The 24344-nt window shown below is 56.2% G+C and carries 24 protein-coding genes, 1 tRNA gene and 1 pseudogene; 15 read left to right on the top strand and 11 right to left on the bottom strand.

The window, feature by feature from the left end; translation table 11 throughout:
• The first annotated feature begins 14 nt into the window (after positions 1-14).
• The 3 genes from ahcY (at position 15) to FIL88_RS12510 (ending at position 3009) form a co-directional block, all read left to right on the top strand.
• Entirely contained in the window at positions 15-1406 is a 1392-nt protein-coding gene (gene ahcY / locus FIL88_RS12520; protein ID WP_142854217.1) for an adenosylhomocysteinase, read from the top strand.
• A 10-nt stretch (positions 1407-1416) separates the two neighbouring features.
• Complete coding sequence (locus tag FIL88_RS12515) at positions 1417-2169, top strand: extensin-like domain-containing protein (RefSeq protein ID WP_142854216.1); 753 nt, start codon at positions 1417-1419, stop codon at positions 2167-2169.
• 324 nt (positions 2170-2493) lie between these two features.
• Positions 2494-3009, top strand: a complete 516-nt coding sequence (locus FIL88_RS12510; RefSeq protein WP_142854215.1) for a porin family protein — start codon at positions 2494-2496, stop codon at positions 3007-3009.
• A 61-nt stretch (positions 3010-3070) separates the two neighbouring features.
• On the opposite strand, the gene trpB is transcribed toward FIL88_RS12510, so the two are convergent.
• Positions 3071-4279 (bottom strand): tryptophan synthase subunit beta, encoded by a 1209-nt coding sequence (gene trpB / locus FIL88_RS12505; protein WP_142854214.1) that lies wholly within the window; start codon positions 4277-4279, stop codon positions 3071-3073.
• 153 nt (positions 4280-4432) lie between these two features.
• Positions 4433-4852 carry a peptidoglycan-binding protein LysM gene (gene lysM / locus FIL88_RS12500; RefSeq protein ID WP_142854213.1) on the bottom strand — a complete coding sequence of 140 codons (420 nt, stop codon included), beginning with the start codon at positions 4850-4852 and terminating at the stop codon, positions 4433-4435.
• A gap of 158 nt (positions 4853-5010) precedes the next feature.
• On the opposite strand from lysM, the gene FIL88_RS12495 reads away from it, so the two are divergent.
• Positions 5011-5352 carry a DUF2853 family protein gene (locus FIL88_RS12495; RefSeq protein WP_142854212.1) on the top strand — a complete coding sequence of 114 codons (342 nt, stop codon included), beginning with the start codon at positions 5011-5013 and terminating at the stop codon, positions 5350-5352.
• Positions 5353-5605: 253 nt separating this feature from the next.
• Here the strand turns inward: FIL88_RS12495 and FIL88_RS12490 are convergent, their stop codons facing one another.
• From FIL88_RS12490 to tsaD, 5 genes are read right to left on the bottom strand one after another with little or no spacing between them, the layout of a single operon-like run.
• Positions 5606-5995 carry a DUF1761 domain-containing protein gene (locus tag FIL88_RS12490; protein WP_142854211.1) on the bottom strand — a complete coding sequence of 130 codons (390 nt, stop codon included), beginning with the start codon at positions 5993-5995 and terminating at the stop codon, positions 5606-5608.
• A 53-nt stretch (positions 5996-6048) separates the two neighbouring features.
• Positions 6049-6465 carry an EVE domain-containing protein gene (locus FIL88_RS12485; RefSeq protein WP_142854210.1) on the bottom strand — a complete coding sequence of 139 codons (417 nt, stop codon included), beginning with the start codon at positions 6463-6465 and terminating at the stop codon, positions 6049-6051.
• Positions 6465-6737, bottom strand: a complete 273-nt coding sequence (locus FIL88_RS12480; RefSeq protein ID WP_142854209.1) for a YciI family protein — start codon at positions 6735-6737, stop codon at positions 6465-6467. Before FIL88_RS12480 ends, FIL88_RS12485 begins: the two co-directional genes overlap by 1 nt.
• Complete coding sequence (locus tag FIL88_RS12475) at positions 6738-7685, bottom strand: NAD(P)H-dependent glycerol-3-phosphate dehydrogenase (protein ID WP_142854208.1); 948 nt, start codon at positions 7683-7685, stop codon at positions 6738-6740.
• Positions 7682-8788 carry a tRNA (adenosine(37)-N6)-threonylcarbamoyltransferase complex transferase subunit TsaD gene (gene tsaD / locus FIL88_RS12470; RefSeq protein WP_142854207.1) on the bottom strand — a complete coding sequence of 369 codons (1107 nt, stop codon included), beginning with the start codon at positions 8786-8788 and terminating at the stop codon, positions 7682-7684. The genes FIL88_RS12475 and tsaD overlap by 4 nt, the downstream gene beginning before the upstream one ends.
• Before the next feature lie 88 nt (positions 8789-8876).
• Here tsaD and FIL88_RS12465 point away from each other — a divergent pair, with 88 nt between their 5' ends.
• From FIL88_RS12465 to FIL88_RS12450, 4 genes are all read left to right on the top strand, one after another.
• Positions 8877-9578 carry a uroporphyrinogen-III synthase gene (locus tag FIL88_RS12465; protein ID WP_185960938.1) on the top strand — a complete coding sequence of 234 codons (702 nt, stop codon included), beginning with the start codon at positions 8877-8879 and terminating at the stop codon, positions 9576-9578.
• Between the two features lie 72 nt (positions 9579-9650).
• Entirely contained in the window at positions 9651-10979 is a 1329-nt protein-coding gene (locus tag FIL88_RS12460) for a hypothetical protein (protein ID WP_221931154.1), read from the top strand.
• 10 nt (positions 10980-10989) lie between these two features.
• Complete coding sequence (locus tag FIL88_RS12455; RefSeq protein ID WP_142854204.1) at positions 10990-12465, top strand: heme biosynthesis protein HemY; 1476 nt, start codon at positions 10990-10992, stop codon at positions 12463-12465.
• Between the two features lie 141 nt (positions 12466-12606).
• Positions 12607-12682 (top strand) — tRNA-Thr (locus tag FIL88_RS12450).
• A 130-nt stretch (positions 12683-12812) separates the two neighbouring features.
• Here the strand turns inward: FIL88_RS12450 and FIL88_RS12445 are convergent.
• Positions 12813-13961, bottom strand: coding sequence for a glycosyltransferase (locus FIL88_RS12445; RefSeq protein ID WP_185960937.1), 1149 nt, complete (start codon positions 13959-13961; stop codon positions 12813-12815).
• A 148-nt stretch (positions 13962-14109) separates the two neighbouring features.
• Here FIL88_RS12445 and FIL88_RS12440 point away from each other — a divergent pair, with 148 nt between their 5' ends.
• A complete protein-coding gene (locus FIL88_RS12440; RefSeq protein WP_142854202.1) occupies positions 14110-15279 on the top strand; it encodes a glycosyltransferase family 87 protein in 1170 nt (389 codons plus the stop codon).
• Positions 15280-15626: 347 nt separating this feature from the next.
• Here FIL88_RS12440 and FIL88_RS12435 read toward each other — a convergent pair whose 3' ends face one another.
• Positions 15627-16739, bottom strand: coding sequence for a Hint domain-containing protein (locus FIL88_RS12435; protein ID WP_142854201.1), 1113 nt, complete (start codon positions 16737-16739; stop codon positions 15627-15629).
• A 720-nt stretch (positions 16740-17459) separates the two neighbouring features.
• Here FIL88_RS12435 and FIL88_RS12430 point away from each other — a divergent pair.
• Both FIL88_RS12430 and FIL88_RS17130 read left to right on the top strand, forming a co-directional pair.
• A complete protein-coding gene (locus FIL88_RS12430) occupies positions 17460-18374 on the top strand; it encodes a LysR family transcriptional regulator (protein WP_142854200.1) in 915 nt (304 codons plus the stop codon).
• A gap of 22 nt (positions 18375-18396) precedes the next feature.
• Positions 18397-18702 (top strand): UxaA family hydrolase, encoded by a 306-nt coding sequence (locus FIL88_RS17130; RefSeq protein WP_142854199.1) that lies wholly within the window; start codon positions 18397-18399, stop codon positions 18700-18702.
• 115 nt (positions 18703-18817) lie between these two features.
• Here FIL88_RS17130 and FIL88_RS17175 read toward each other — a convergent pair.
• A pseudogene (locus FIL88_RS17175) lies at positions 18818-19554 on the bottom strand (IS66 family transposase); the annotation flags it as partial.
• A gap of 488 nt (positions 19555-20042) precedes the next feature.
• On the opposite strand from FIL88_RS17175, the gene FIL88_RS12415 reads away from it, so the two are divergent.
• The 4 genes from FIL88_RS12415 to FIL88_RS12400 are packed head-to-tail and all read left to right on the top strand — an operon-like array spanning position 20043 to position 23865.
• On the top strand, positions 20043-20981 hold the full coding sequence (locus FIL88_RS12415; RefSeq protein ID WP_246066715.1) for an iron-siderophore ABC transporter substrate-binding protein: 939 nt from the start codon (positions 20043-20045) through the stop codon (positions 20979-20981).
• Positions 20982-20987: 6 nt separating this feature from the next.
• Complete coding sequence (locus FIL88_RS12410; protein WP_142854197.1) at positions 20988-22019, top strand: FecCD family ABC transporter permease; 1032 nt, start codon at positions 20988-20990, stop codon at positions 22017-22019.
• Positions 22016-23041, top strand: coding sequence for a FecCD family ABC transporter permease (locus tag FIL88_RS12405; protein ID WP_142854196.1), 1026 nt, complete (start codon positions 22016-22018; stop codon positions 23039-23041). The genes FIL88_RS12410 and FIL88_RS12405 overlap by 4 nt, the downstream gene beginning before the upstream one ends.
• Positions 23038-23865 carry an ABC transporter ATP-binding protein gene (locus FIL88_RS12400; protein WP_142854195.1) on the top strand — a complete coding sequence of 276 codons (828 nt, stop codon included), beginning with the start codon at positions 23038-23040 and terminating at the stop codon, positions 23863-23865. The genes FIL88_RS12405 and FIL88_RS12400 overlap by 4 nt, the downstream gene beginning before the upstream one ends.
• Positions 23866-24121: 256 nt before the next feature.
• On the opposite strand, the gene FIL88_RS16845 is transcribed toward FIL88_RS12400, so the two are convergent.
• A partial coding sequence (locus tag FIL88_RS16845) for a hypothetical protein (protein WP_221931153.1) occupies positions 24122-24344 on the bottom strand: 223 nt, incomplete at its 5' end.

Here is a 24344-nt window from a genome sequence, read left to right as displayed (position 1 = left end):
TATTGGAGTGCATCATGTCCGAAGACTTTATCGTAAAAGATATTACCCTTGCCGAATTCGGTCGCAAGGAATTGGATATTGCTGAAACAGAGATGCCTGGCCTGATGGCTCTGCGCGATGAATATGGTGACTCGAAGCCGCTGGCCGGTTCGCGCATCGTGGGATCGCTGCACATGACCATTCAGACCGCGGTTCTGATCGAAACGCTGGTCGCGCTGGGCGCGGATGTGCGCTGGGCGTCGTGCAACATCTTCTCGACCCAAGACCACGCGGCTGCCGCGATTGCGCAAGCTGGCGTTCCGGTGTTCGCCATCAAAGGCCAGTCGCTGGAAGAACACTGGGACTATCTGGACCTGTCCTTCCAATTCCCGGAAGGCCCGAACCTGATCCTGGATGATGGCGGCGACGCGACGCTGTACATCTTGCTGGGTGCGCGCGTCGAAAACGGCGAGACCAACCTGATCGAAACACCGACCTCGGAAGAGGAAATCGCGGTGTTTGCCCAGATCAAAAAGCGTATGGAGGCCAGCCCCGGTTGGTTCACCAAGATGCGTGATCAGATCAAAGGCGTCTCGGAAGAGACCACCACCGGCGTGCACCGCCTGTATGATCTGGTGAAGAACGGTCAGCTGCCCTTCCCGGCGATCAACGTGAACGACTCGGTCACCAAGTCGAAATTCGACAACAAATACGGCTGTAAGGAATCGCTGGTCGACGGCATCCGCCGCGCCACTGACACCATGATGGCCGGTAAGGTTGCTGTTGTGTGTGGCTATGGCGATGTGGGCAAAGGCTCGGCCGCGTCGCTTCGTGGCGCTGGCGCCCGCGTGAAAGTGACCGAAATCGACCCGATCTGCGCGCTGCAGGCCGCCATGGACGGGTTCGAGGTTGTGACGTTGGAAGATGCCGTTTCTGACGCCGACATCTTCATCACAACCACCGGCAACAAAGACGTGATCCGCATCGAGCATATGCGCGCGATGAAGGACATGGCGATTGTTGGCAACATCGGCCACTTCGACAACGAAATTCAGGTGGCGAACCTGAAGAACCACAAATGGACGAACATCAAGGACCAAGTGGACATGATCGAGATGCCCTCGGGCAGCCGCATCATCCTGCTGTCGGAAGGCCGTCTGCTGAACCTTGGCAACGCCACCGGGCACCCCTCCTTCGTGATGTCGGCCAGCTTCACCAACCAGGTTCTGGCGCAGATGGAGCTGTGGCTGAAAGGCGACGAGTACAACAACGACGTCTACATCCTGCCCAAGCATCTGGACGAGAAAGTCGCACGTCTGCATCTGGATCGTATCGGCGTGAAACTGTCGTCGCTTAACAAAGAACAGGCGGACTATATCGGTGTCTCAACCGAAGGCCCGTTCAAGCCGGAACATTACCGCTACTGATCGTTCAGTGATGGAAGAAGACCTCATAAAGCGCCGTCCGTTCGTCTTACGGGCGGCGCTTTTTCTATTCTCGGCACTGTGTTCGCTGTGCATTTTCGCGCTTTTCGCGATGTGGTTGTTGGTGCGGCCCGACAGCGTGTTACCAGACCATTGGAACCCGACACGCCCGCTGTCGATCACCGCGCCGGTCACGCCAGTGACGCATTGGCAGCTGTTTCTGGCAGCGCGGGACGAGGCCGCCTGTCGCGATGTGTTGGCGCGGGCGGGGGTCGGCTTTTCGCAGCTTAAGGAGTTTACGTCGGGCGAACATTGCGGGATTGCGCAGCGGGGCAGCCTGTCGACCCTGATCGGGGCGCAAGTGGCCCCAGTCGAGACACGTTGCAGTACCGCGCTGCGCCTTGCCATGTGGGAACATCACGAGCTTCAGCCTGCGGCAAAGGCGCATCTTGGAACGGATGTTTCGCAGCTTCTGCATATAGGCAGCTATAATTGCCGCAAGATGCGCACCTCGCGCGGAACGTCGAGTGGATGGAGCAGCCATGCAACCGCGCGGTCCTTCGACATCACCGGGGTGCGTCTGTCAGACGGACGTCGGCTGACCTTGTTGAAGGATTGGGAGGGGGCAGGTCCCGAGGCCGCGTTCATGCGCCAGATCTGGCGTGGATCCTGTCGGTGGTTCCGTTTGGTGCTGGGTCCGGAATATAACAGGCTGCACGCGGACCATTTTCACCTCCAGACAACGGGCTGGGGTCTTTGCCGGTGAACCCGCGCGCCGGGGCTCACAAGTCGGCCACCATCCACGTGGCAAGATACTGATAGAAATGACTGATTTTCATCAGATGGGATGATCCTTACCCTACGTCGTGTTCGATGCTCGCTTCTTCAAGGCTTCCGGCGAACAATTTGTTGAAACATTTCTTTCATAGGCACGCTGTCGCGCATTGGGCGGCGAATATACGCCAAGCTCGCGCAAGGCGGGAATTTTCCGGGATTGTTCTCCGACACATCCCGGCGTTAGCGTTAGCACAGATCGGGCAAGGTGCCGCGGATGGCTGCACACTCCCGATGACGAGTAAGGAGAAAAGATATGAAAAAGCTTGCAGCAGTCGTACTGGCCCTGTCCTCCACTCTGCCCTTGGCAGCAACTGCGGAAGACTGGTCAGGAATCTATGGTGGTGCCGAAGTCGGTATCAGCAAACCGGCGTCAGGCCTGAGCAGCGGCAATGGTACAACCTATGGCGGCTTCGTTGGTTACAACTTAGATATGGGTGGCTCGGTCGCCGGTGCTGAATTGGGTTACTCGAACCCCGACCAGACGCTAAGCTCGGGTGCTGAGTTGAAAAACCAGATCAAAGTCAAAGCCCGCTACGGTCTTAAGTTGAGCGACGCTGGTTTGGCATATGGTACCGTCGGGTATCTTCGCAGCGGTGTTTCAACCGGCGGTCATGCCACAGGCTATCTGCTTGGCGTTGGCTATGACCACAAAGTTTCGGACAACATGTTCGTCGGTGCCGAGTATAGCCACAACCGCTATGAAAGCCTTCCCGGCGGTGGCGAGGCGATCTCGAACCAGTTGGGTCTGCGTGTTGGCCTGAACTTCTAAGCGCTGGCAACAGAGCAAAAAAGGGGGCCGTGATGGCCCCTTTCGCATTAGCCCACAAGGGTTAAAGGTTTTCGCCGAACCCGAAATTCTCGGTCACGTAATCGATATCCTTGTCCCCACGTCCCGACATGTTGATCAGGATCGACTTGCCCGGATGCTTTGGTGCTTCACGCATGGCGAAGGCCACGGCATGGGCGCTTTCCAGTGCGGGGATAATGCCTTCGGTGCGGCTGACGGTGAAGAAGGCGTTCAGGGCCTCCTTGTCGTCACAGGCAGTATAGTTTGCCTTGCCGGTGCGGTGCAGGTGCGCGTGTTCTGGACCAACGCCCGGATAATCCAGACCCGAGGCCACGGTGTGCACCGGCGCGGGTTCGCCGTTTTCGTCTTTCAGGACCATGGTGCGGAAGCCGTGGATGTCGCCGTCTTCGCCGAACGTGATCGTCGCGGCGTGCTCGCCCAGTTTCGACGAGGTGCCCATGGGTTCAACACCATGCAACGACACGTCTTCATCGTCGATAAAGCCCGAGAACAGGCCCATTGCGTTCGAACCGCCACCTACACAAGCGGCAACCATGTCGGGCAGACCGCCGGTCATTTCAAGGAATTGCTCGCGTGCTTCAACGCCCACAATGTGCTGGAAGTCGCGGACCATCATCGGGAACGGGTGCGGACCCACGACCGAACCAATGGCGAACAGGGCATTGTCAGCCTGCTCCATATAGCTGCCGAAACAGCTGTCCACGGCTTCTTTCAGCGAGCGACCCCCGAAGCCCACGGGAACAACCTCGGCGCCCAACAGTTTCATGCGGGTGACGTTGGGGGCTTCTTTGGCGATGTCGATCTCGCCCATGTGGATTTCACACTCCAGACCGAAATAGGCCGCGGCGGTGGCCAAGGCTACGCCGTGCTGGCCGGCGCCGGTTTCAGCCATCAGCTTTTTCTTACCCATAAACTTGGCCAGCAGGCCTTCGCCCATACAGTGGTTCAGCTTGTGTGCGCCAGTGTGATTCAGGTCTTCGCGTTTCGCATAGATCTGGGCGCCACCGCATTGCTCGGACAGGTTTTTCAGATAGGACACAGGGGTCGGACGGCCTTGGAAGTGCTTGCGGATATGGCGCAGCTCGGCGATGAAATCCGCCGACTTCGAGATCCGGTCATAGGCTTCGCGGATCTCTTTGAAATGCGGTTCCAGCGGGGGCGGCAGCATTGCGCCTCCGTATTCGCCAAAGAACCCGTCGCGTGTCGGTGTGGATTTAAGATAAGACGCCATTCCTGTGTTCCCTCGTGTCTATATTATCCACGAGATGAGACAGGGAATTGGCAGGTGCCACAAGTCGAAAATTGCGGTTCACATAGAAATATCGGAATAAAATTGCGGCCCTGCATCTGCAAGGCCGCATTCAACTGTTTCGTGTGGTCGCGATTACGCGGGGATGCGCAGGTTCTGACCCGGATAGATCTTGTCGGGGTGCGACAGCATCGGTTTGTTCGCCTCGAAGATCTCTTCATAGCGCGCGCCGTTGCCCAGCGTCTTTTCAGCGATCGCCCAAAGCGTGTCACCTTTTTCGACAGTGTGGAACGTAGGATCGGCTTCAAGGTCGGCTTCAACCTCGGCCACGCCTTCGACGTTGCCCACGGCCAGGATGACCTTCTCGCGATCTTCCGCGCTTAGGTTCTCGCCGCCTTTGACGGTGACTTTTTCACCTACGACCTGAATGTCCAGACCAGACGTATCAATGCCCAGATCGGCCACTTCTTTGTTCAGGGTGTCAGCGGATGCGGTTTCATCACCGCCACCAAAAAGCGACTTACCTGCGCCTTTAACAAAATTCCAAAGACCCATTTTTCTCTCCTTGAGTAGTATGTGTCGCAGTCATCCTGCGTCAAATAGGCGAAAAAACCTAGGGGGAATGCTGGCGCAAACTTTTCCTTTGTGGACGCCCTTTTTCCGCCTAGAGTTTCGAAGACTAAATTGGACCACCAGAAAATTGGGAGACAGAAATGGGAAAGCGTGACGATCTGATCGCGAAATATGCGGACGATCTTAAGAACAAATGTGGCATGTCGCCGGATATGGACCTGCTGACCAAAGTGACCATCGGATGTGGTCCTGCGATCTATAACGACGACGCCTCGACCGTTGCTGCCACGCAAGACAGCGAACTTGAGACCGTTAAGGAAAACTTCCTGATCAAGAAGCTGGGTTTGGCTGATGGTCCCCAACTGATGGATGCGATCAACGCCGTCATCGACACCTATGGCCGCAGCGAGCGCAACAAGTACCGCGCTGTTGTCTATTACATGCTGGTGAAGCATTTCGGGAAAGAGGCCGTATACGGCTGATCTGCCCGACAGACAGAATGCTGAAAGCGCGGCCCCTTGGTCGCGCTTTTCTTTTAACCACTCATTAAGTGTAACACGTTGCAATTGAATGGTATTTTACGGGCTATTCAATTGCGGGGCAGCGGCAACTGCGCTAGCTTCAACATACGGACCAGGATGGCCGGACCTTATATTTTCAGAGACACGTGTGGTGCTGAGGGAGCACGTGGGGTGAAGAAGGGGTCCGAGACGTCGGGCCCCTTCTTGTTTTTCGCTACATCAAGCCCAGAACGATGCCGATCACGGTGCAACCACCAACGGCATAGCCGCCGTCCAGCCAGATCAGAGATTTCGACCGGTCGCTAAACATGATGTTGTTGATCATCCACGGGGCGACCACGAACAAGCCAAGGCCCAGCCCGGTGACAAACCCTTTTCCGACGCCATCAATGCCCGCCATCGAAAACATGTGCCGCATCATGCCTGCGACAACGATCGCGCCCAGAAAGGCAATGATATAGGGTTTCGGGTCAGATGCGTTTAGCGGCTTCCCGTCCGCATCCGTCTGAATGCCGGACGCGGCAACCCATGGTTTCGCCAGTGACATGTACCAGATTGCGCCAAACGCATAGCCTGCGATGGCGGCAAGTATGACTTCCAACATGAAAATTCCTCCTGTTCGACTGGTCTTATGCGATCAGTCAAGCAGGGGTGTTGTCAAGCGTCGCCCGCAAGTTCCAGAATGATCTTCCATTCGGCATCAGCAACCGGTTGTACAGACAGACGGGTGTTGTTCACCAACACCATCTCGGTCAAGCGCGGATCTTCTTTGCACATGGCCAGCGTCACCGGATTTGGCAGCGCGCGTACGGCTTTGATGTCCACGCAATCCCAGCGTTCGTCATCTGTGGTGCTGTCTTGATGGCTTTCCGCGATGACCTCGACAATGCCGACGATCTCTTTTTCTTTCTGCGAGTGGTAGAAAAAGCCAAGATCGCCCACTTTCATCGTGCGCATATGGTTGCGCGCCTGATAGTTGCGTACGCCGTCCCATTCCTCGCCCGTGTCACCCTTGGCGACCTGTTGGTCCCAGCTCCAGGTCGAGACTTCGGATTTGAACAGCCAGTACGTCATTAGCCCACCACCCGGATCCACTGCTCAATGCGCACATCGGCAAACAGCCCGGCCTTCGCATAGGGATCGCCATCGGCCCAAGCCTGCGCTGCGGCCATGTCATCAACGTCCAGTACCAGAAGTGAGCCGCACATCATGCCATCTGCATCCAGAAACGGACCAGCCTGCGCGACCACGCCGGTTTCTTTGATATAGGCCAGATGCGCATCGCGATTGGCTTTGCGGGTCTCAATTGCACCGGCTTTGTCAGTGCAGATGACAGCTACGAGCATTCATTCTTCCTTCAAGGGTCGGGATAGCAGGCTTTCAACAGCCTGTCCTATCGTCAGTCGATTGTCCAGCACGGCAACGACCATCTGGGCGATGGGCATTTCGATCCCGGCGCTTTGCGCCAGGTTAGAGACTGCTTTGGCGGTCGCACGTCCTTCGACGGTGGTCCCTTCAGGCAGGGGATCACCGCGCCCAAGCGTCAGGCCAAAGCTGTAATTCCGAGATTTCTCGGACGAGCAGGTCAGCGTCAGATCTCCGAAACCGGACAGGCCGGCAAGTGTTTCGGGTTGCGCACCTTTTAGGGCGGCATAGCGCTGCATCTCGGCATAGCCGCGGGTCATCAAGGCAGCGCGGGCGCTTTCACCCAGACCGGCACCGATGGCGATCCCGCAGGCGATGGCGACGACGTTTTTCAATGCGCCCCCGATCTCGACCCCGGTCAGGTCTGCGGTCCGGTACAGGCGGATATTCTTGGTCGACAGCGCGGCTTGCAGCGCCTCTCCGTCTTCGCAGGCCAGTGTCAGTGCGGTGGGCAAACCGGCGGCGATGTCGACGGCGAAGCTGGGGCCGGACAGAATGGCAGGCGTTGCGGTGGGGCAGGTCTGGCGGATGATCTCGGCCGGACCGCGCCCGGATTGCAGGTCGATCCCTTTGCAACAGGCGACAAGCGTTTTGTTCTGAAAAAGCGCGGCGTGTTGGGCCAGAAACGCGGCCAGCTTCTGCATTGGAACCGCCAGCAACACGATCTGAGACGTTTCGACATCCTCGATGCGATCCAGAACAATCAGGCTATTCGGAAAGGGAAAGCCGGGCAGGCGGCGGGTGTTTTCACGCGCGGTTGCCATGTCGCCCGGATCGCGGGCCCACAGGCTGACGGCGCGCCCGTCTTGCGCCAGCGAGATTGCCAAAGCCGTGCCAAATGCGCCTGCTCCCAGAACGGAAATGCTCATGCTTTTGCCCCTTTCTTCCCGGATCCCAACATCGCAGGCGCGCTGCGGTCAAGCGGCCATCTGGGGCGGGCCTGCAGCGACATGTCGTCTTGATGGCCCGCGCGGAAACGTTCGATCCCAGCCCATGCGATCATGGCTGCATTGTCAGTGCACAGCGCCAGAGGTGGGGCAAGGAACGCGGTGTCATCCTTGGCGCAAACAGTCTCTAATTCGCCACGAATGGCCATATTGGCGGCGACACCCCCGGCCACGGCCAAGGTGGGGTGCGTGGGGTTCAGAGCGAGATATTCCGCCAAAGCGCGGCGGGATTTCTCGGCCAGAACGTCGCGCACGGCGGCTTGGAAACCAGCGCACAGGTCAGCACGGTCCTGCACGCGTAATCCGCCATGTTCCGCCACCAGACGGTCGCGTTCACGCAGAAGCGCGGTCTTCAAACCCGAGAAGCTCATGTCGCAGCCCGGACGATCCAACAACGGACGCGGGAATTTGAAGCGCTGGGGGTCGCCGTTCTTCGCCTCGGCCTCGACCGAGGGACCGCCGGGCTGTGGCAGGCCCAGCAGCTTGGCGGTTTTATCGAAGGCCTCGCCCGGTGCATCATCGATTGTGCCGCCAAGGCGGGTGAATTCGTCAGATCCCTTCGCGATCAGAAACTGACAATGCCCGCCAGACACCAGCAGCATCAGGTAGGGAAACGCCGCCTGATCCGTCAGGCGCGGGGTCAGGGCGTGGCCCGCCAGATGGTTCACGCCGACCAAAGGTTTCCCCGATCCAATCGACAGGCCCTTGGCACACATGACGCCTGCCAGCACGCCCCCGATCAGGCCGGGACCCGCGGTGACGGCGATGGCGTCCACGTCTGAAAGTGCCATTTTGGCCTGTGTTAGAGCCTGTTCCACGCAGCTATCCAACTTTTCAGTATGCGCGCGGGCGGCGATTTCGGGGACGACGCCGCCGAAATCTGCGTGCAGCTCGGTCTGGCCTGCAACGACGGATGACAGCACCTGCGGCATCTGGCCGGGCGTGTGTTGCACCACGGCGGCGGCGGTGTCATCGCACGAGCTTTCCAGTCCTAAAACAGTAAGAGGTCGATCAGTATTCAGCATCGGTCACGCGATCAGTTGCGGGGATGGGGTGGCACAGGGTAACACTCGGGTAACACCAAGACAGTTCGCAGACAATCCCGGCCACCATATGCACCAAACCCCGATCCTTGTTCTGACCCGACCCCAGCCCGCCGCGCTGCGGGTTTTGCAGCAGGTCGAGCAAGCCTTGGGGCAGCCTGTTGCGTCGGTGATTTCACCCGTGCTTCAGATTGTCGAAGCGGGGGATTGGCCCGCCATTCCCGATGGAACAGATGTTATTTTGACCTCGGAACATGCGGTGCGAGGTGATCTGTCGGGCATACATGTGCACTGTGTCGGCACACGTACGGCCGAAGCTGCAGCTGCCAAAGGTGCCAACGTCATCACGACGGGCGTCGATGCAGAGGATCTGATCAAGGCGCTGACCGATTGTCCGCGTGGTAAGGGGTTTCTTCACATATGCGGGTCGCACAAGGCCGTGGATATTGCCGCCCGCCTTTCGGATATGGGGTATAATTGCGACGAGCATCAGACCTATTCTCAGGTCGCCCGCCCGCTTTCGGATCAAGCCCGCGCAGCATTGGAAGGGGAAGACCCCGCGTTGCTTCCCCTTTTCTCGCCCCGCTCAGCACGGTTGATTGGCCGGGCGCTGACGTCTCCTGGATCACAGTTGTCCGTTTTGGCGATGAGCGACGCGATTGCGGACCAGTGGCAGACCTTTGCCGGCACCCCATGCAAGGCTGTCGAACAACCCACGGGTCACGCGATGGTGAGAGGGATTGTCGCAGCGTTGCGCGGTTACGCCGCTTGAGCGGCAACAAGGCAGGCGGTAGGCTGTTACGCAGCTGCAGCATTTTTAGCAAGATTCGAGAGGTCCGTGACATTGGCCAAGACCCCTAAAACAGCCAAGGAAAAGACTGAGCCGGTGAAAGATGCCGAAATCGTCGAAGAACCCAAGCTGGATGAGGAACCCGAGGTAACGCCGGACGAACCGCCGAAAGAAAGCTCTGAACCGCTGGTCAAACAGCTGGATGATGTCTCGGCTGCTGATGCCAAGGACGATGTTGGCGAAGATTTGCCGACGGAAGCCGAGGTTGTCGCTGACGCGTCTGATGACCAAGAAGACGCGATCACGGATGGTGCCGAAGATGCGGCGACTGATGATGTCGCAGAGGCCGAAGACGAACCCCAGCACGTTGAACCCGCCCAACCGGCCCCTGCGCCTGCTCGGAAAAGTGGGTCGGTCTTTGTGCCGATGCTGCTGGGCGGAGCCGTTGCGGCGGCGCTTGGGTTCGGTGCCGCGCGGTTTGTGGATCTTCAAGCCCCAGACGATGATCCGATCGAGGCCGAGGTGCTGTCACTGCTTGATCGCGTGTCGTCTTTGGAAAGCATTGGGGCCAGCCAATCGGATGCGCTGAAGGCGCTGCAATCCGATACGTCGGTCGATCAGTTGCGCGGCGATACGACGGCGACGCTGGACCAGCTGCGCACGCAGTTTGACGCGATGAACGTGAAACTGTCCACGCTTGAGGGCCGCCTGCTGACGGTCGAAAAACTGCCGCAGGGATCGGGAATGGAAGCTGCTGCTGCCGCGGCTGCGGCCTATGAGCGTGAGTTGCAGCAAATGCGCGCGATGTTGGATGACGAGCTTGCGCGGATCACCAGCCAGAAAGAGGATGCCCAGACGCTTCAGGTCTCGGCCGCTGAAACCGCCAAGGCGGCGGCGGCGCGTGCCGCGATGGCGCGGGTGCATGCAGCCCTTGAAACCGGCCAGCCCTTTGGGGATGCGCTGTTTGATCTGACCGAGAATGCAGGCGTCGCTGCACCGGATGCTTTGTCGTCCATTGCCGCTGATGGTGTGGCTTCGCAACAAGGGTTGCAGGCAAGCTTCCCAGATGCTGCGCGCGCGGCCTTGGATGCATCCGTACGGGCGGCTGTTGAAGCGGGTGAAATGGATCGGGTATCTGCATTCTTCCGAACGCAGTTGGGTACGCGGTCGTTGGAACCAAAAGAGGGCGACGACCCTGACGCCATCCTGTCGCGTGCCGAAGCAGCGTTGAAAACCGGCGACGTGAACACCGCTTTGACCGAGCTGACAGCAATGCCTGACGCCGGACAGCCAGCGTTGGCTGATTGGATTGCACGCGCGACTCAGCGTCGCGATGCTTTGGCCGCCGCCACCGACCTGTCCACGCAACTGAATTCGAACTGAGGATACGCCGATGCTTTGGTCTTTGATTAAGATTGTCCTGTTCATCGCCGGAATTGCGCTTCTGACACTCGGCGCCGGGGTCCTTATGGAAACGGATGGCGGGGTGCGCATTGCCGTCGGTGGGACCGAGCTGAACATGCAGCCCTTGCAGGCTGTTATCGCGGCGGTGCTTCTGGTGGCTGCGATCTGGCTGGCGATTATCGTGATCGGTTTGGTTATCGCTTTTGTGCGCTTTGTGAACGGCGATGAAACGGCGATTTCGCGCTATTTCGACCGCTCGCGGGAACGCAAAGGTTACGAGGCGCTGGCCGAGGGTATGATGGCGATTGCCTCGGGTGAGAGCACGACCGCGATGTCCAAAGCTGCCCGTGCCGAGAAATATTTGCGTCGCCCAGAGTTGACCAATTTGCTGACGGCACAGGCCGCGGAAATGTCAGGGGACAAGCGCAAGGCGGCTCAGGTTTATAAGCGTTTGCTGAAGGATGAGCGCACGCAATTTGTTGGCGTGCGCGGCATCATGAAGCAGAAGCTGGAAGAGGGTGACACCGAGACCGCGATGAAGTTGGCCGAGAAAGCCTTCGCGCTGAAGCCGCGTCATACGGAAACGCAGGATGTGCTTTTGGGTCTTCAAGCGCAGAACAATGATTGGGCTGGCGCGCGCAAGACCTTGGGCGCCAAGCTGAAATACGGCGCCCTGCCGCGTGACGTGCACAAGCGCCGCGATGCCGTGCTGGCCTTGTCCGAAGCCAAAGGCGTGATGAAAGACGGCAACCCCGTCGAGGCGCGTGAAGCTGCGATCGAGGCCAACCGCCTGTCGCCGGATCTGGTGCCTGCTGCGGTGATGGCCGCGCGTGGGTATATTGCGGATGGCAAGCCGAAATATGCCGCGCGTGTATTGGTCAAAGCGTGGTCGGCGCAACCCCATCCGGATCTGGCTGCAGCTTTTGCGGATATCGCCCCGGAGGAAAGCCCGGCCGAGCGGATCAAGCGGTTCCGTGCGCTGACCAAACATCAGGACGGTAATCCCGAGACCCGGATGCTTCTGGCCGAGCTGAACGTCGCAGCCGAGGACTATCCCGCCGCCCGTAAGGCGCTGGGCGATCTGCCCGACGCATTGCCGACGCAACGGGCCCTGACGCTTTTGGCGGCGATTGAACGCGGCGAAGGTGCATCGGATCACGATGTGCGGGCCGTTCTGGCGCGCGCAGTGACCGCGCCGCGCGGGCCGCAATGGGTTTGCGAAAGCTGTAACCACGTGCACGCGGCATGGCTGCCCGTCTGTAACAACTGTGATGGGTTTGACACGCTGGCCTGGACCTCGGCGCCCGAAGCTGAAGGTGCGGTCACCTCAGGGGCGGAAATGCTGCCCTTGGTGGTTGGCGACGCCCCTGTGGCCGAGATCGAGGATGCAGAACCCATCAGCGACGAAGCCCCCATTCTGGATGGCGAAGTCGTGAAAGAAGCGGACGACAAACCTGCTGCATAACCAACACATCAGGCGGTGATCCAAGGGTGCCGCCTGATGACCCGGCCCCGGTGCGAAACGCACCATTTTCGCTTGCGCAATGATCATGTCGGGTCTAAAACCCCCAACGCTGCGGGGCGCATGCCGCCCAGCAACATGTGGGCCGCTGTAGCTCAGCTGGTAGAGCACGTCATTCGTAATGATGGGGTCGTAGGTTCAAGTCCTATCAGCGGCACCACTACAATTTGCACGAAATATGTTGCAGCAAAGTCGTGGCATAACGGTTGTAAGGCTGCCTTTTATTGGAGATCTCGCCGCAGGCAGTAGGAACGATGCTCATTTCCTCTGCCATTTAAGTGGCGTATACCTTAGATATTCTTGGCGTTATCCTTGATAAATCGCTTCCGAAATACAACAAAACGGTTGCCCAAAAAGTTGAATATCATTCCAGACCCAATCCCAGCCAAGGCCGCGAGATAGATAGAGCCCTGGCCATCCGGTAAGGCGTATTTGGAAAGATAAAGTGCCACGCTGTAATTGACCGCCATCCCAAGGCCCGACGCGGACACAAATCCCACGAACTGTTTCCAAGGATTCCGGTCGCGTGCATAGCTGAAGGTGAAGCGTCGATTGAGCAGGAAGTTTGAGACCACGCTTACCGCAATCCCGCCCACGAGCCCAACAGAGTCCGAAGCACCAAGCCACAGCAGAAGCGATAGAGTCAGAAGATTGACCACGACTCCAGACGCACCAACTATCATGAACTGCAGGAAGTACATCGCATTGGCAAAGCGGTGAATATATAGGCGGCGGATATGCTTCAGGTAGTTGAGTTGTTCTTTCAGCGTCAACTTACTTTCACCGTGCATCCTGTCCTGGAAATGGATCGGTACCTCGGCAACATTGTCGACATCGCATTTGACGATCAGCTCTAGCGCTATCTTGTAACCCACCGGGCTTAAATCACGTGCGTGGTCGAAGCTTTCTTTCCTGAGGGCGAAGAATCCTGACATTGGGTCGCGGGCTGACGTCAATGGGGCCGCCAGAAGTGTTGCAATGCGACTGTTCAACCAGCGAAAGAAGCCCCAGTCGTCATCTGTGGATCCACCTTTCACATAGCGCGACCCTAAGACAAACTCCTGCCCACTGGCCAGCGCCAGAACCATCTGCGGAATGGCTTCCGGAGGATGGCTTAGGTCGCAATCCATGCAGATAAGAACCGGGTGCTGCGCAAGTTGGAAGCCGTCGATGACAGCGGGGCTTAAACCTCTTTCGCCATTCCGCTCGACGATGCGCACCCAGTCTTCCCCGATGGCGGCAACAGCTTCGACGCTTCCGTCGTTGCTTTTGTCATCCATGAAGATGAGCTCAATCTCGATGTTTTGGCTGTCGCGGAGCGCGCGCACCCTATTGAAAATGTGCGGAATATTCTCGCATTCCCGATAGGTTGGTACGACAATACTGATCGGAACTGTAACTGAAATGCGCGCGAGCGGCGCCGCTTCGTGGAATGACATGATTGAGTGCTTACGCGTGTTTGCCCTGTGACTATATTTGTGCACTAACATGCGCTAGAGGTTATGAGAACACCTTGTTTACGGCCTTAGAAAAGCTGAGCGTCGAAGATGTAACGGTTGGCCATGTCTGGAGGACAGGACTGTCGGAATGGCAAAAAGCAGTGTTTCAATCTTTGCGGCAATTTCGGTTGTACTTCTTCTGCTGGTTTATACCTCTGGCAGCATGCATGATTACATCGCCTATTCGCGCCAGTGGCAGAGCATTCTTACCGGCGCTGATCCCTGGGATGCTACATATGATGCGGTTGGCAGAATTCCAGAAAATGCCTATGGTCCAGTCCATGCCTTGCTTGCCGAGTTGGCTCCGCTTCACCCGCTATTACCGAAGTTCGCCATGGCGGCCCTCACGTTAGGTGTCGTTTGGATACCGTTTGGGCTGAACGCAACCACTAGGGATCGGCGTCAGGCGGCGTCAAAACTGCTTTGGCTTTATGTGCTGTCACCCGTGGTTGTCGTGACTGTTTTTGTCTTTGGAATCAATGACGCGCTGGTAGGCGTTCTGTTCCTAGTTACCTGCCTGCTGCGCGTGCGGCGGGCTTATGGTTGGACGGGGGTCATGTTGGGTCTCGCGGCACTTTTGAAGTTCTACCCCATACTTTTCACACCATTCTTTGCAGTCAGCCGGAGCGGAACGGTCAAGCTGCGCACTATGTTTGCGGCTGCTGCGACATTTGCGTCTGGGATGGGGCTGGCTTGGTTGAAGTGGGGCGATTCCATCTTCACGCCGTTCCTTTTCGGAGACGAACGTGGCCCGAAGCAGCTATCGATTCTAAAATTTCTGAATACGTTTGAGGACAAGCTGTCGATTGAGATCTATGTCGACTACTTGTTGAGCGTGAATTCTCTGGCGGTTGTTTCTGCTGCAGCGGTGGTATCAGTTTGGGGATGGCTTACGCGCCAAGGATGGGAAATCACTGGCCTATTTGGAATCTTGGTGATCTTCATGACCTACAAAGTAGGGCATGTGCAGTTTTATGTCTCGTGGATCGCGCTATATTCTTGGATACTGGCAGTTTCTCGGGATGAAAGAGCGGTATCTGTCGCGCGAGCGTTTGCGCCACTGGCTGCTTTTCTCGCCCTGTACCAGATATCTTACATTGTTAGTTATCTACAAACTGGCGCCTATTTCTTAGGGCCTTTTGTATGGTTTCGAGTCTATGGATCGGTCGTATTGTGGGTGGTTACCCTTTGGTGTCTGCGCCGTGCGTCATCGCATCTTGGACGCACAGTTGGCCCACGGGTTTCGATAAGCATTTGATGGGGCGCAACGTCTCAGCCACAATGGTCAGCCCCGAAATTCACGGCAAAGGTGGCGTTTGACGCGCTGCGATGTGGACAGATACTCGGCGGGTATCTCGATTTACATCATGTGAACGGAACTTGGCCGGAGTGTTCGAACATCGGTTGGACAATCAAAGACACAGCTCCGCCTAGATACAGGGCGGCATTTGGCCGATGGCGCCAACGCTTAAGCTTCAAGACTTGATTGCCATCGTCAGAGCATCGCTATCTATGCCAACCATCTGCCATAGTGAGCTAAGGTGGCACCCTTAACCCTCACCCAGCTCACATAGGGTCAATTTTATCATCAGAGGCGTTCGGCGATCACGCCCGGCAGCTCCTGAGAACTGGAGTATTATTTTTTAAGTGCCTTGCGACCAACTGTTTCTGAAGCTTACCTTCTGGGACAAAACGAGACAGGCGGGGGGTGTAATCGATTTCAGAGATCTCAGGAAAGATTGCCAGGATTTCTTCTCGGGACTCTGGGGGAAGTGATCGCAGGGCCTCTTCGCCTGTGAACAGGCTTTCAGTCGGGGTTCCTTCGGCGTAGATGATTTCATGAGTATCAAAGAGGATATGGAAATACTCGATCTCTTCCACAGTGTCGTCGACAAAAACACCTGGCAATGCCGTCAACTTGATAGCAGGTACCAGTACTTCTGGTCGACCAAACATGCGCTCAGAAACTTTGGAGTCAACAAGCATTCGATGTTGGCGAGAAACAAGCAGATCGCGCTGAGGTTGATCGTTCCCCAAAGCGCCCGCCTGAATCCGAACGGGTCGCAGCTTTTCGTTCTTTTCGAGCTGCGGTTTCGAGAGCTTTTTCTTACCAATCCATCGTATTGGCAGAAGCCCATTATCTTTTGTGACCACAAGATCGCCTGAAGACAGATGCTCGATTTCTACCGGGCCATTTTTCGTTTCAATAAGCGTCCCTGCTGTAAGGCATACAACGTTACCGATATCTGCGGTGTCGAAAAATAGGTATCCATGATACCCCCCAGCAGCCCCACTTGTAACCGTAATTTCATTAAACGGCCCTTGAACTGTGACGCTTTCTGTCTCGGGCGAATTGCCCGCAGATGAAGTATAAGTGGCCGATGTGCCGCTGGTTCCAAGCGCTACGTCGGTGACGACGGGTGCTCCATCAAGGTTCGCTTCAATTTCATAGGAATCCTGCCAAAATGAGCCGGAGTTCAGATCGTTAATTTCGAAAGTAAAATCTTTTACGGGCTTCGAGAAGGATAAGGTGAACGAGTCAGGATCGAGATCAATACCTCGGGTTCGCCAGCTCCAATCCGAAAGAATATGACTTCCTGAAGATGAAGGAATAAACCCGCCGTTAAACGTGGCGGTTACGGTGACCTCATCGCCATCCGCATCGGTGATCGTTTGCGACCCATTTGCCAGCAATGTCTGGAAGCTGATTTGAACCATGAATAATAATCCCTATTTTGCATAGCTGTGCCGCGACCCGGAAATGCAAATTCCGAGCTTTTCCGGGAAACGTTCCACGGTTGCAGCAGCGTTTGAATTGATCGACCTTGCGGCCTATGTGCCCGACTATGCGCCACTTGAGCTTCTGGTCGCCGTTGCTTGTACGACTGATGTCTCGTGCATACGTGGGGCGAATTGTGATGGGTGCACGGACCGATCTTCTGCCGGGCTTTCCCTCAGTCAATACTCAGGTATGCGCTCAAACTACACTTGAGGGCTATTCTAGATGTTTGACGCCATTTTTCCTCTCGACTGCCACCAGGCTTAGGCGACAAATGTGCGTCAGGCAGAGGTGCTCTAATCACAAACCTACCACTTGATACTCTGCCAATACGGATTTCTCATCAGGCGTCCAGCGTACGGGTTTGTCCCGCACTTGAAGATGGGGGATCAAGGAGGCCGGTCACCCAGTGATTGAGCCATATCGTCCAATTCACGCCTGAGGCGCACATATGTCGAGATCCTTGTAGAAGCATAAAAGAAATCAGTTCTACAAAATTTTACGTAACTTTCAGTTGTTGGAACGGGTTGTCCAGATTGTGAAATCTCCAGCGGTATCTCTTTGCTTTTGATATGCGTATCTGTCTGATAATGTAGGGTAATTGCCATATAGTTGCCATAACAAGTTTGTAGTTTTCACCGAAAAAACAACCCAAGGGGATGCGAACTGTGATTGATCGAAAGGCTGCCAAAGCTGCTCTTATCTTGGCGCAACATGGAAGTTTCAGCCTTTCTGCAGAGGTCATGGAAACGTCAGCGGCCAGTTTTTCGCGATACATCAAGCAAGCCGAAGAATATGCCGGGCAGTCTCTCTTCGAGCGTAGTCGGTTAGGGGTTTTGCCAACACCTGCCGGAAAAGCATTCCTGAAAATGCTCGTGACGCTTGAAGACTCAATTTCTCAGTTTGAAGAAGGTGCCGAGCGTCTACAGCAGGACGGGGCCAACCTCCTTAAAATTGGGTGTGGACCCCTTGCAGCGCGTGCGGTGGTTTCGCCGCTGGTTTCCCAGATGCTGGAAGAACATCCAGAGTTCCGATCACGCATTGCCGTCCGTGCTTCAAAAGAACCGCTGAGCGCTTTGCGCACCGGGATCTTGGACGTTGCTATTAGCGACCTCACACACACACCGGACGTCAGTGGTATTGAGGTGCTGGTTCTAAAAAAGCGCAAGACTGCCTTTTGGGCCCGGCCGCAGCACCCATTGCACCGAAAAGCACCGGCAACAGTTGCTGAGATTTTTAGTTACCCTGTCGCAACCCCATACCTGCCAGATTACTGGAGGAGCCTGATTGCACGGCTTCTGGGGGATAACCAAGACGCCTATGAACGCGTGAGCAGGATGCCGCAAATTGAAAGTGATGACTATTCTCTCTTGAATGACATTGCCTGTAGCACGGACCTTATCTGCGGAGGTATGCCAGAAGATTTCGAGCAGTATCGACGCATGGGTTTGCTTAAAGAGATTCAGAGCGTGGAAGAACTGACATGGAATATTTGCGCAGCCCGCCGTAGTAGCGCTGGTTTCCCTGCTCTGAACACGCTTTGGGATAAGATAGCTGACCAGTTCTGCGACTGAAGCAGACTTTTTATCTTCACAGATGTGCGAAGGCTTGTGCGTCTCCAGCCAATATCTCAGTCCATCAGGAGGGCTAAAAATACGCGAGCAGGTCAAGGCCAAGGGTATCGTATTTGTTGACCCCTCCGAGTATGTCTCCACTCTAATCACTCAAGAGGTGGCGTCTGGCTTCAACTCGGTATGTTTCACCACTGGGCGTGGATTCTGCTATGGCAGCAAGCTCGAACCATCGAACAAGACTGTATCGCACACGCCTATGTGTAATCGGATGTCCGGAGGTGTGGTCATCAATCGTGGCGTCACCGCTGACAGTGCCGCTTCGGTGTAATTGCGTGACCGTTTGGTGAAGGTGCTCCTAGCTACGCTGCGTTAGCAGCGTCGCGTCAGGGTATGAGCTCGTTCAGGCGTGTGATCTTGTGGTCGGCGGTCTGGGCGAGGCCTCATGAGAGCCAGGCTTGGGGATCTACGCGGTTCATCTTGGCGGTTTCGATCAGGGTATATGCAATGGCAGCGGCTTTTTCGCCGCCTTCGGAGCGACAAAAAAGTAATTCTTGCGGCCTATGGCAATCGGCCTCATCGCTTTTTGCGCAGTGTTGTTGTCGATGTCCAGGATGCCATGATCCAGATATGGTCGTAGTTTTTTCATCCGCGTCAGGGCATTGCGGATCGCTTTGGCCAGCTCGGATTTGCCCGGAATGCGAGCCAAGCCTCCAAATCATCAAGCAGTGGCTTTGACCGGGATTGGCGCAGTTGGACACGATCCTGCGGCGGCCAACCGCGTCAGCCAGCGGTTCCAGCAGTGCCGCAGAGTGACCGACCCAATCTGCAAATGTGGCCGATCCAGATCGATCCCGTCCCGTCCGTAGATTTGCGATTGCCGGTACAGAGGGCAGTGGTCCGCATATTTTCCGACCGGCACATAGGCCAAAAGGCCGGGTCCAGGACGGCCGCGCTCAATCGGGCGTGATGGCAGTGCTGATTGAACGATCAGGTCGCAATCCCGGCAGGGCATGCGCGGGCGGACAATACGGTTCACCACGAACCGGCCCGGCAGATATTCCAGCTCTTCCGTCACATCTTCGGCAATGGCCCGCAGCTGGCCGCCGCACGTGCAGGCTTCGCCAGGCGTCAGAACCTGATCAATCCGGGGCAGTTCGGGCGGCAGCGGCTTGCGCTTGGGTTAGATCAATGCGCAGGGCAAGAAATCCCGTTCGGCGAGGTCAACGTTAAGGGGGTAGATGCTAGACACGCCTTTCAATACACCCCTTTTATTGAGCGGGAATTCACGCATAGCCTCGTCCGATCAGGTACTGGCCCCCCTACGATCAGTGGGGCGTAGCAACGATCTTGACTTCTCTGATTAAAAGCATCAGGAAAGCGATCATAAGACAAGGCAGCACGTTTCTTACACTAGCCACCGACGTCATCAGCGACAGGGAACGACGTTAGAAACGTAGAACATTAGTGACAAATGAGCTTTGCGCTGGCTGTTTCGCACACCCTTCGGTGTGCATGTTGCCGTCGGCACGTGTGATCATTGACGAACTTTAACCCTACCGTTTTGTGACTGAATTCCTTGTGGCGTCAGACTGGCACCTAATGAGGAACACAGTAATGCCATTTAGAAATACATCTTGTTCTACCGCGATAGTGTTAGCTGTGACAGCCATGTCACCCACGCTTTCCAATGCAGAACAAAGCTATCCGATCACAATCGAACATGCCCTCGGTACGACGGTGATTGATGCCAAACCGGTCCGCGTTGCAACCGTGACTTGGGGGAATCATGAGGTTCCCTTAGCCTTGGGCGTTGTACCTGTTGGTATGGCGTTTATGTCATGGGGTGATGACAATGGCGACGGCATTCACCCGTGGGTCGAAACCAAGCTGAACGAACTTGGAGCCGAGGTGCCGACGTTGTTTAACGAAGGCGATGGTATCGATTTTGAAGCGGTTGCCGCGAGCAATCCCGACGTCATTCTTGCGGCCTATTCTGGTCTCAGCCAAGAAGATTATGACACGTTAAGCCAGATCGCACCGGTTGTGGCTTATCCTACATCGCGATGGACCACGGATTGGCGTACGACCATCCAGATGAACAGTACCGCAATGGGCATGGCCGAAGAAGGCGACGCTTTGATCGAGAGACTGGAAGCGAAGATCTCTGAGGTTGCTGGGAACTATCCGCAGTTGAATGGCCAAAAGGCGATGTTGGTGTCTCACACGGATGCATCGGATCTTAGCGTGGTCCGGTTCTATTCTGGGAATGACCCACGTGTTCAGTTCTTCAAAGAACTGGGTATGGAATTGTCGAATGCGGTTGCTGCAACGGTTGGCGATGACACCTTTAGGGGGGAATTCAGCGCTGAACAAATTGACACGTTTGACGATGTGACACTCGTTGTCACTTATGCTGGTTCGGAAATGCTTGATGCGATGCAGGACGATCCACTTGTGTCTAAAATGCCCGCCGTGGCCAATGGTGCTTTTGCCTTGTTGAACAACAGCCCGCTGGGGGCCGCAGCCAATCCAACGGCCTTGGTGCTGGAATACGCATTGGACGATTATGTGTCGGTCCTGGCCGCTGCCGCTGATAAAGCGAAGTAAACCGTCATGGGTTTAAGACCATCCCGGATCGTGGTTTTTCGCGGTCCGGGGAACCTGCGCGCTATGTGGATGCTTGCCTTGATCGTTGTGATCGCGGTGCTTTGCTTTCTTTCTATCACAATTGGGAACCGGTCGGTTGCCTGGGCTGATATTGTGGCGGGTGTCAGCGGTGAAACGGGTACAATCTCTCAGGCCGCTGTTGCGCGCCGCGTGCCGCGTACGGTTCTTGCAGCCATAGCAGGGGCTGCGCTTGGGCTGTCTGGTGTGATTATGCAGGGTATCACGCGTAATCCACTGGCAGATCCGGGGATCCTTGGCGTGAATGCGGGTGCCGCACTGGCGGTTGTGATTGGCATCGCAAGTTTTGACATGACCTCTGCCACTGCATTTATTTGGGTCGCCATTTGTGGCGCCGCCGTGACCGCGACATTCGTATACACCATTGGGTCGTTGGGTGTTGGGGGTGCAACCCCATTAAAGTTGGCATTGGCTGGCGCGGCTACCTCTGTCGCATTTTCATCGTTGATCACTGGGATCGTTCTATCGCGTAACGACATTGCCGGAGGCATACGAGACTGGCATATCGGCGGCGTCGGTGGTGCATCCTTTGAAAGGATCGCGCAGGTGCTTCCGTTTTTGGCGGTTGGCGCTGCGATCGCGTTGATATCCGCACGTAAAATAAATGTGTTATCGTTAGGTGATGAGACCGCCGCTGGATTGGGCGAACGGATCGCGATATCGCGTGGTTTCTCAGCCCTCGGTGCGATTATGTTGTGCGGTGGAACAACGGCGATCTGCGGCCCAATTGGCTTTGTTGGCCTTGTTGTACCGCATTTTTGTCGTTTGCTGGTGGGTGTTGATCACCGCTGGCTGTTGCCTGTTTCGGGGCTTGCAGGTGCAGGCTTGTTGATCGGATCTGATATCCTTGGTCGCATTGTCGTGCGGCCAACGGAAATGGAGGTCGGGATCATAACGGCGCTTATTGGTGCGCCCTTCTTTATCTGGATCGTCCGGCGCCAAAAGGTCCGCGCGCTATGACCGGCGCGACGCTTGCGCAAGGGCGTATGTCGCGACAGCGAGGGTACCGATTGCGTGTTGGGCTGTTGATGGTTTTGGTGGCTGGGCTTTTCTTAATGACGTTGATGGTCGGTCAATCGATCACGCCGCTAGGTGATGTTATCCGCGTCATCATGGGGGAAGACGTCGCCGGAGCATCCTTTGTCGTCGGGCAATTGCGCCTGCCGCGGGTTACAGTGGCGATACTGACCGGTCTGAGTTTTGGGTTGGGCGGCGTTGCGTTTCAAATCATGTTGCGAAACCCGCTCGCCAGCCCAGATATTATCGGGATCACATCTGGCGCGACAACTGCAGCCGTTTTTGCGATTGTGGTCTTGTCGATGACAGGCGTACAGGTTTCGGCCTTTGCCGTTATCGCGGGCTTGTTGGTTGCTGGCACCATCTATCTGCTGTCTCGGAAAGGTGGCGCCGTTGGAACCCGTATCATTTTGATCGGGATCGGCGTTTCTGCGATGCTTGATAGCGTCACAAGCTACTTGCTGACGCAAGCGCTTGTTTGGAATCTACAAGAGGCATTGCGCTGGTTAGCCGGAAGCCTGAACGGCGTCAAACTGCATCAGGCTGCGCCAGTGGCTGCTGCGCTCGCCGTTTTTGGCATGCCACTGTTGGGGCAAACACGATCCCTAGAGATATTGCGGCTCGGAGACGATACCGCCGCGGGGCTAGGGGTTTCTGTCGGTAGAACCCGCGCGATTGTAATCACCTGCGCGGTTGGTCTGATTGCCTTTGCGACGACAGCTGCGGGGCCGATTGCGTTTGTGCCGTTCTTGTCTGGCCCGATCGCGGCCAAGTTGATAGGCTCGCGTGGTTCGCTGCTGATACCAGCGGCTTTGGTCGGCGCAGTTTTGGTAGTTTTAGGCGATTTTGTCGGCCAGTTCGGCTTTGATACGCGCTATCCGGTGGGGGTGATCACCGGGGCCATGGGCGCGCCATACCTCGTATTCTTAATTGTCCGATCCGCAAAGAATGGAAGCCTGTTTTGACCCAAGATCACACCCTAAAATCCGAAAACCTTGATGTTGGCTATGATGGGCATCGCGTGATCAAGGGCCTGAACATAGAGATCCCGATGGGCCAGATCACGGCGATTGTCGGGGCAAATGCATGTGGAAAATCAACGTTATTGCGGGCCATGTCCCGACTATTGTCACCAATGTCGGGGCAGGTTGTTTTAGATGGCAAAGCGGTTCATCAAATTCCATCCAAAGAATTGGCCAGAACGCTTGGACTATTACCCCAATCGCCTATCGCTCCGGACGGTATCACTGTGGCCGATTTGGTTGGGCGGGGCCGGCACCCTTATCATCAACTGTTTAGCCGGTGGGGGGGCAGCGACGATGCGGCCGTTGCGCGCGCCCTTGATGTGACACAAACCGCGAATTTGTCCGAATCCTCGGTGGATGAGCTATCGGGTGGTCAACGGCAACGTGCCTGGATTGCCATGGCGTTGGCCCAGGAAACTGACATTTTGCTGCTGGATGAACCCACGACTTTTCTGGATGTCAGCCATCAGGTTGAGGTACTGGATTTATTAACGGATCTGAACCGCGATCTGGGGACAACGATCGTCATGGTGTTGCATGATTTGAACCTCGCGACACGTTACGCCGATCATCTGATCGCAATGAAGCAGGGGCAAGTTCACGCAACCGGCGCACCCGGGGCGGTCCTGACGGTTGAAACCATCCGCGAGGTTTTCGCACTTAACAGCGAGATCATTGTCGATCCTGTATCACAAAAACCCTTGATGTTACCAATTGGACGGTATCATCAGGGAAATCACCACAGCATAAAAGTGAGTGCATGAGTAAAGTCGGGTTTAATGTTTCAGCCAGAGCGTTAACTAGGCCCGCCAAACGCCAAAGCCCGCGCACCTAATCAATTATGAATGACGGCTTCCCCACATTGTGAAGAACAATTTTCAGCCGTAGTGAAAGTCAGCTTCGCGCCTTTTCATGCGACGGTTGTCGCAGCCGCAGCCGTGTACTTGCTGCTAAAACTCGTTTCTAGCCGCAGATCCCGCTCAAGCACGATTAATCCTTTGGCGCGTCATGAACGGTAAATTACCTTGAAGAAATAGGCAAAATTGGCCGGGCTAAGGTGCCATTGGCTGTGATTGAGCCAGATGTTGGGCCCGCGCTGGCCGCATAGGGCTGCGACGCCATTTTCGAAGCCACGTGCTTCGCGCCTGCAAAATAATACTTACGCGCCGTCGGGACGCCACGGGTGATGTAGAATTGGTTGACGTAAACCGTCTCACTGAGCCTCCCCAACTGAACTGGTCCA

It is taken from the genome of Aliiroseovarius halocynthiae (genome assembly GCF_007004645.1).
GTDB lineage: Bacteria > Pseudomonadota > Alphaproteobacteria > Rhodobacterales > Rhodobacteraceae > Aliiroseovarius > Aliiroseovarius halocynthiae.
This window is presented reverse-complemented; position numbering and strand designations above follow the sequence as displayed.

Bases quoted from the DNA above. Each gene is read 5' to 3' on its own strand.
- ahcY (WP_142854217.1), top strand. From the start codon at position 15: ATGTCCGAAGACTTTATCGTAAAAGATATTACCCTTGCCGAATTCGGT.
- FIL88_RS12515 (WP_142854216.1), top strand. From the start codon at position 1,417: ATGGAAGAAGACCTCATAAAGCGCCGTCCGTTCGTCTTACGGGCGGCG.
- FIL88_RS12510 (WP_142854215.1), top strand. From the start codon at position 2,494: ATGAAAAAGCTTGCAGCAGTCGTACTGGCCCTGTCCTCCACTCTGCCC.
- trpB (WP_142854214.1), bottom strand. From the start codon at position 4,279: ATGGCGTCTTATCTTAAATCCACACCGACACGCGACGGGTTCTTTGGC.
- lysM (WP_142854213.1), bottom strand. From the start codon at position 4,852: ATGGGTCTTTGGAATTTTGTTAAAGGCGCAGGTAAGTCGCTTTTTGGT.
- FIL88_RS12495 (WP_142854212.1), top strand. From the start codon at position 5,011: ATGGGAAAGCGTGACGATCTGATCGCGAAATATGCGGACGATCTTAAG.
- FIL88_RS12490 (WP_142854211.1), bottom strand. From the start codon at position 5,995: ATGTTGGAAGTCATACTTGCCGCCATCGCAGGCTATGCGTTTGGCGCA.
- FIL88_RS12485 (WP_142854210.1), bottom strand. From the start codon at position 6,465: ATGACGTACTGGCTGTTCAAATCCGAAGTCTCGACCTGGAGCTGGGAC.
- FIL88_RS12480 (WP_142854209.1), bottom strand. From the start codon at position 6,737: ATGCTCGTAGCTGTCATCTGCACTGACAAAGCCGGTGCAATTGAGACC.
- FIL88_RS12475 (WP_142854208.1), bottom strand. From the start codon at position 7,685: ATGAGCATTTCCGTTCTGGGAGCAGGCGCATTTGGCACGGCTTTGGCA.
- tsaD (WP_142854207.1), bottom strand. From the start codon at position 8,788: ATGCTGAATACTGATCGACCTCTTACTGTTTTAGGACTGGAAAGCTCG.
- FIL88_RS12465 (WP_185960938.1), top strand. From the start codon at position 8,877: ATGCACCAAACCCCGATCCTTGTTCTGACCCGACCCCAGCCCGCCGCG.
- FIL88_RS12455 (WP_142854204.1), top strand. From the start codon at position 10,990: ATGCTTTGGTCTTTGATTAAGATTGTCCTGTTCATCGCCGGAATTGCG.
- FIL88_RS12445 (WP_185960937.1), bottom strand. From the start codon at position 13,961: ATGTCATTCCACGAAGCGGCGCCGCTCGCGCGCATTTCAGTTACAGTT.
- FIL88_RS12440 (WP_142854202.1), top strand. From the start codon at position 14,110: ATGGCAAAAAGCAGTGTTTCAATCTTTGCGGCAATTTCGGTTGTACTT.
- FIL88_RS12435 (WP_142854201.1), bottom strand. From the start codon at position 16,739: ATGGTTCAAATCAGCTTCCAGACATTGCTGGCAAATGGGTCGCAAACG.
- FIL88_RS12430 (WP_142854200.1), top strand. From the start codon at position 17,460: ATGCGAACTGTGATTGATCGAAAGGCTGCCAAAGCTGCTCTTATCTTG.
- FIL88_RS17130 (WP_142854199.1), top strand. From the start codon at position 18,397: ATGTGCGAAGGCTTGTGCGTCTCCAGCCAATATCTCAGTCCATCAGGA.
- FIL88_RS12415 (WP_246066715.1), top strand. From the start codon at position 20,043: ATGTCACCCACGCTTTCCAATGCAGAACAAAGCTATCCGATCACAATC.
- FIL88_RS12410 (WP_142854197.1), top strand. From the start codon at position 20,988: ATGGGTTTAAGACCATCCCGGATCGTGGTTTTTCGCGGTCCGGGGAAC.
- FIL88_RS12405 (WP_142854196.1), top strand. From the start codon at position 22,016: ATGACCGGCGCGACGCTTGCGCAAGGGCGTATGTCGCGACAGCGAGGG.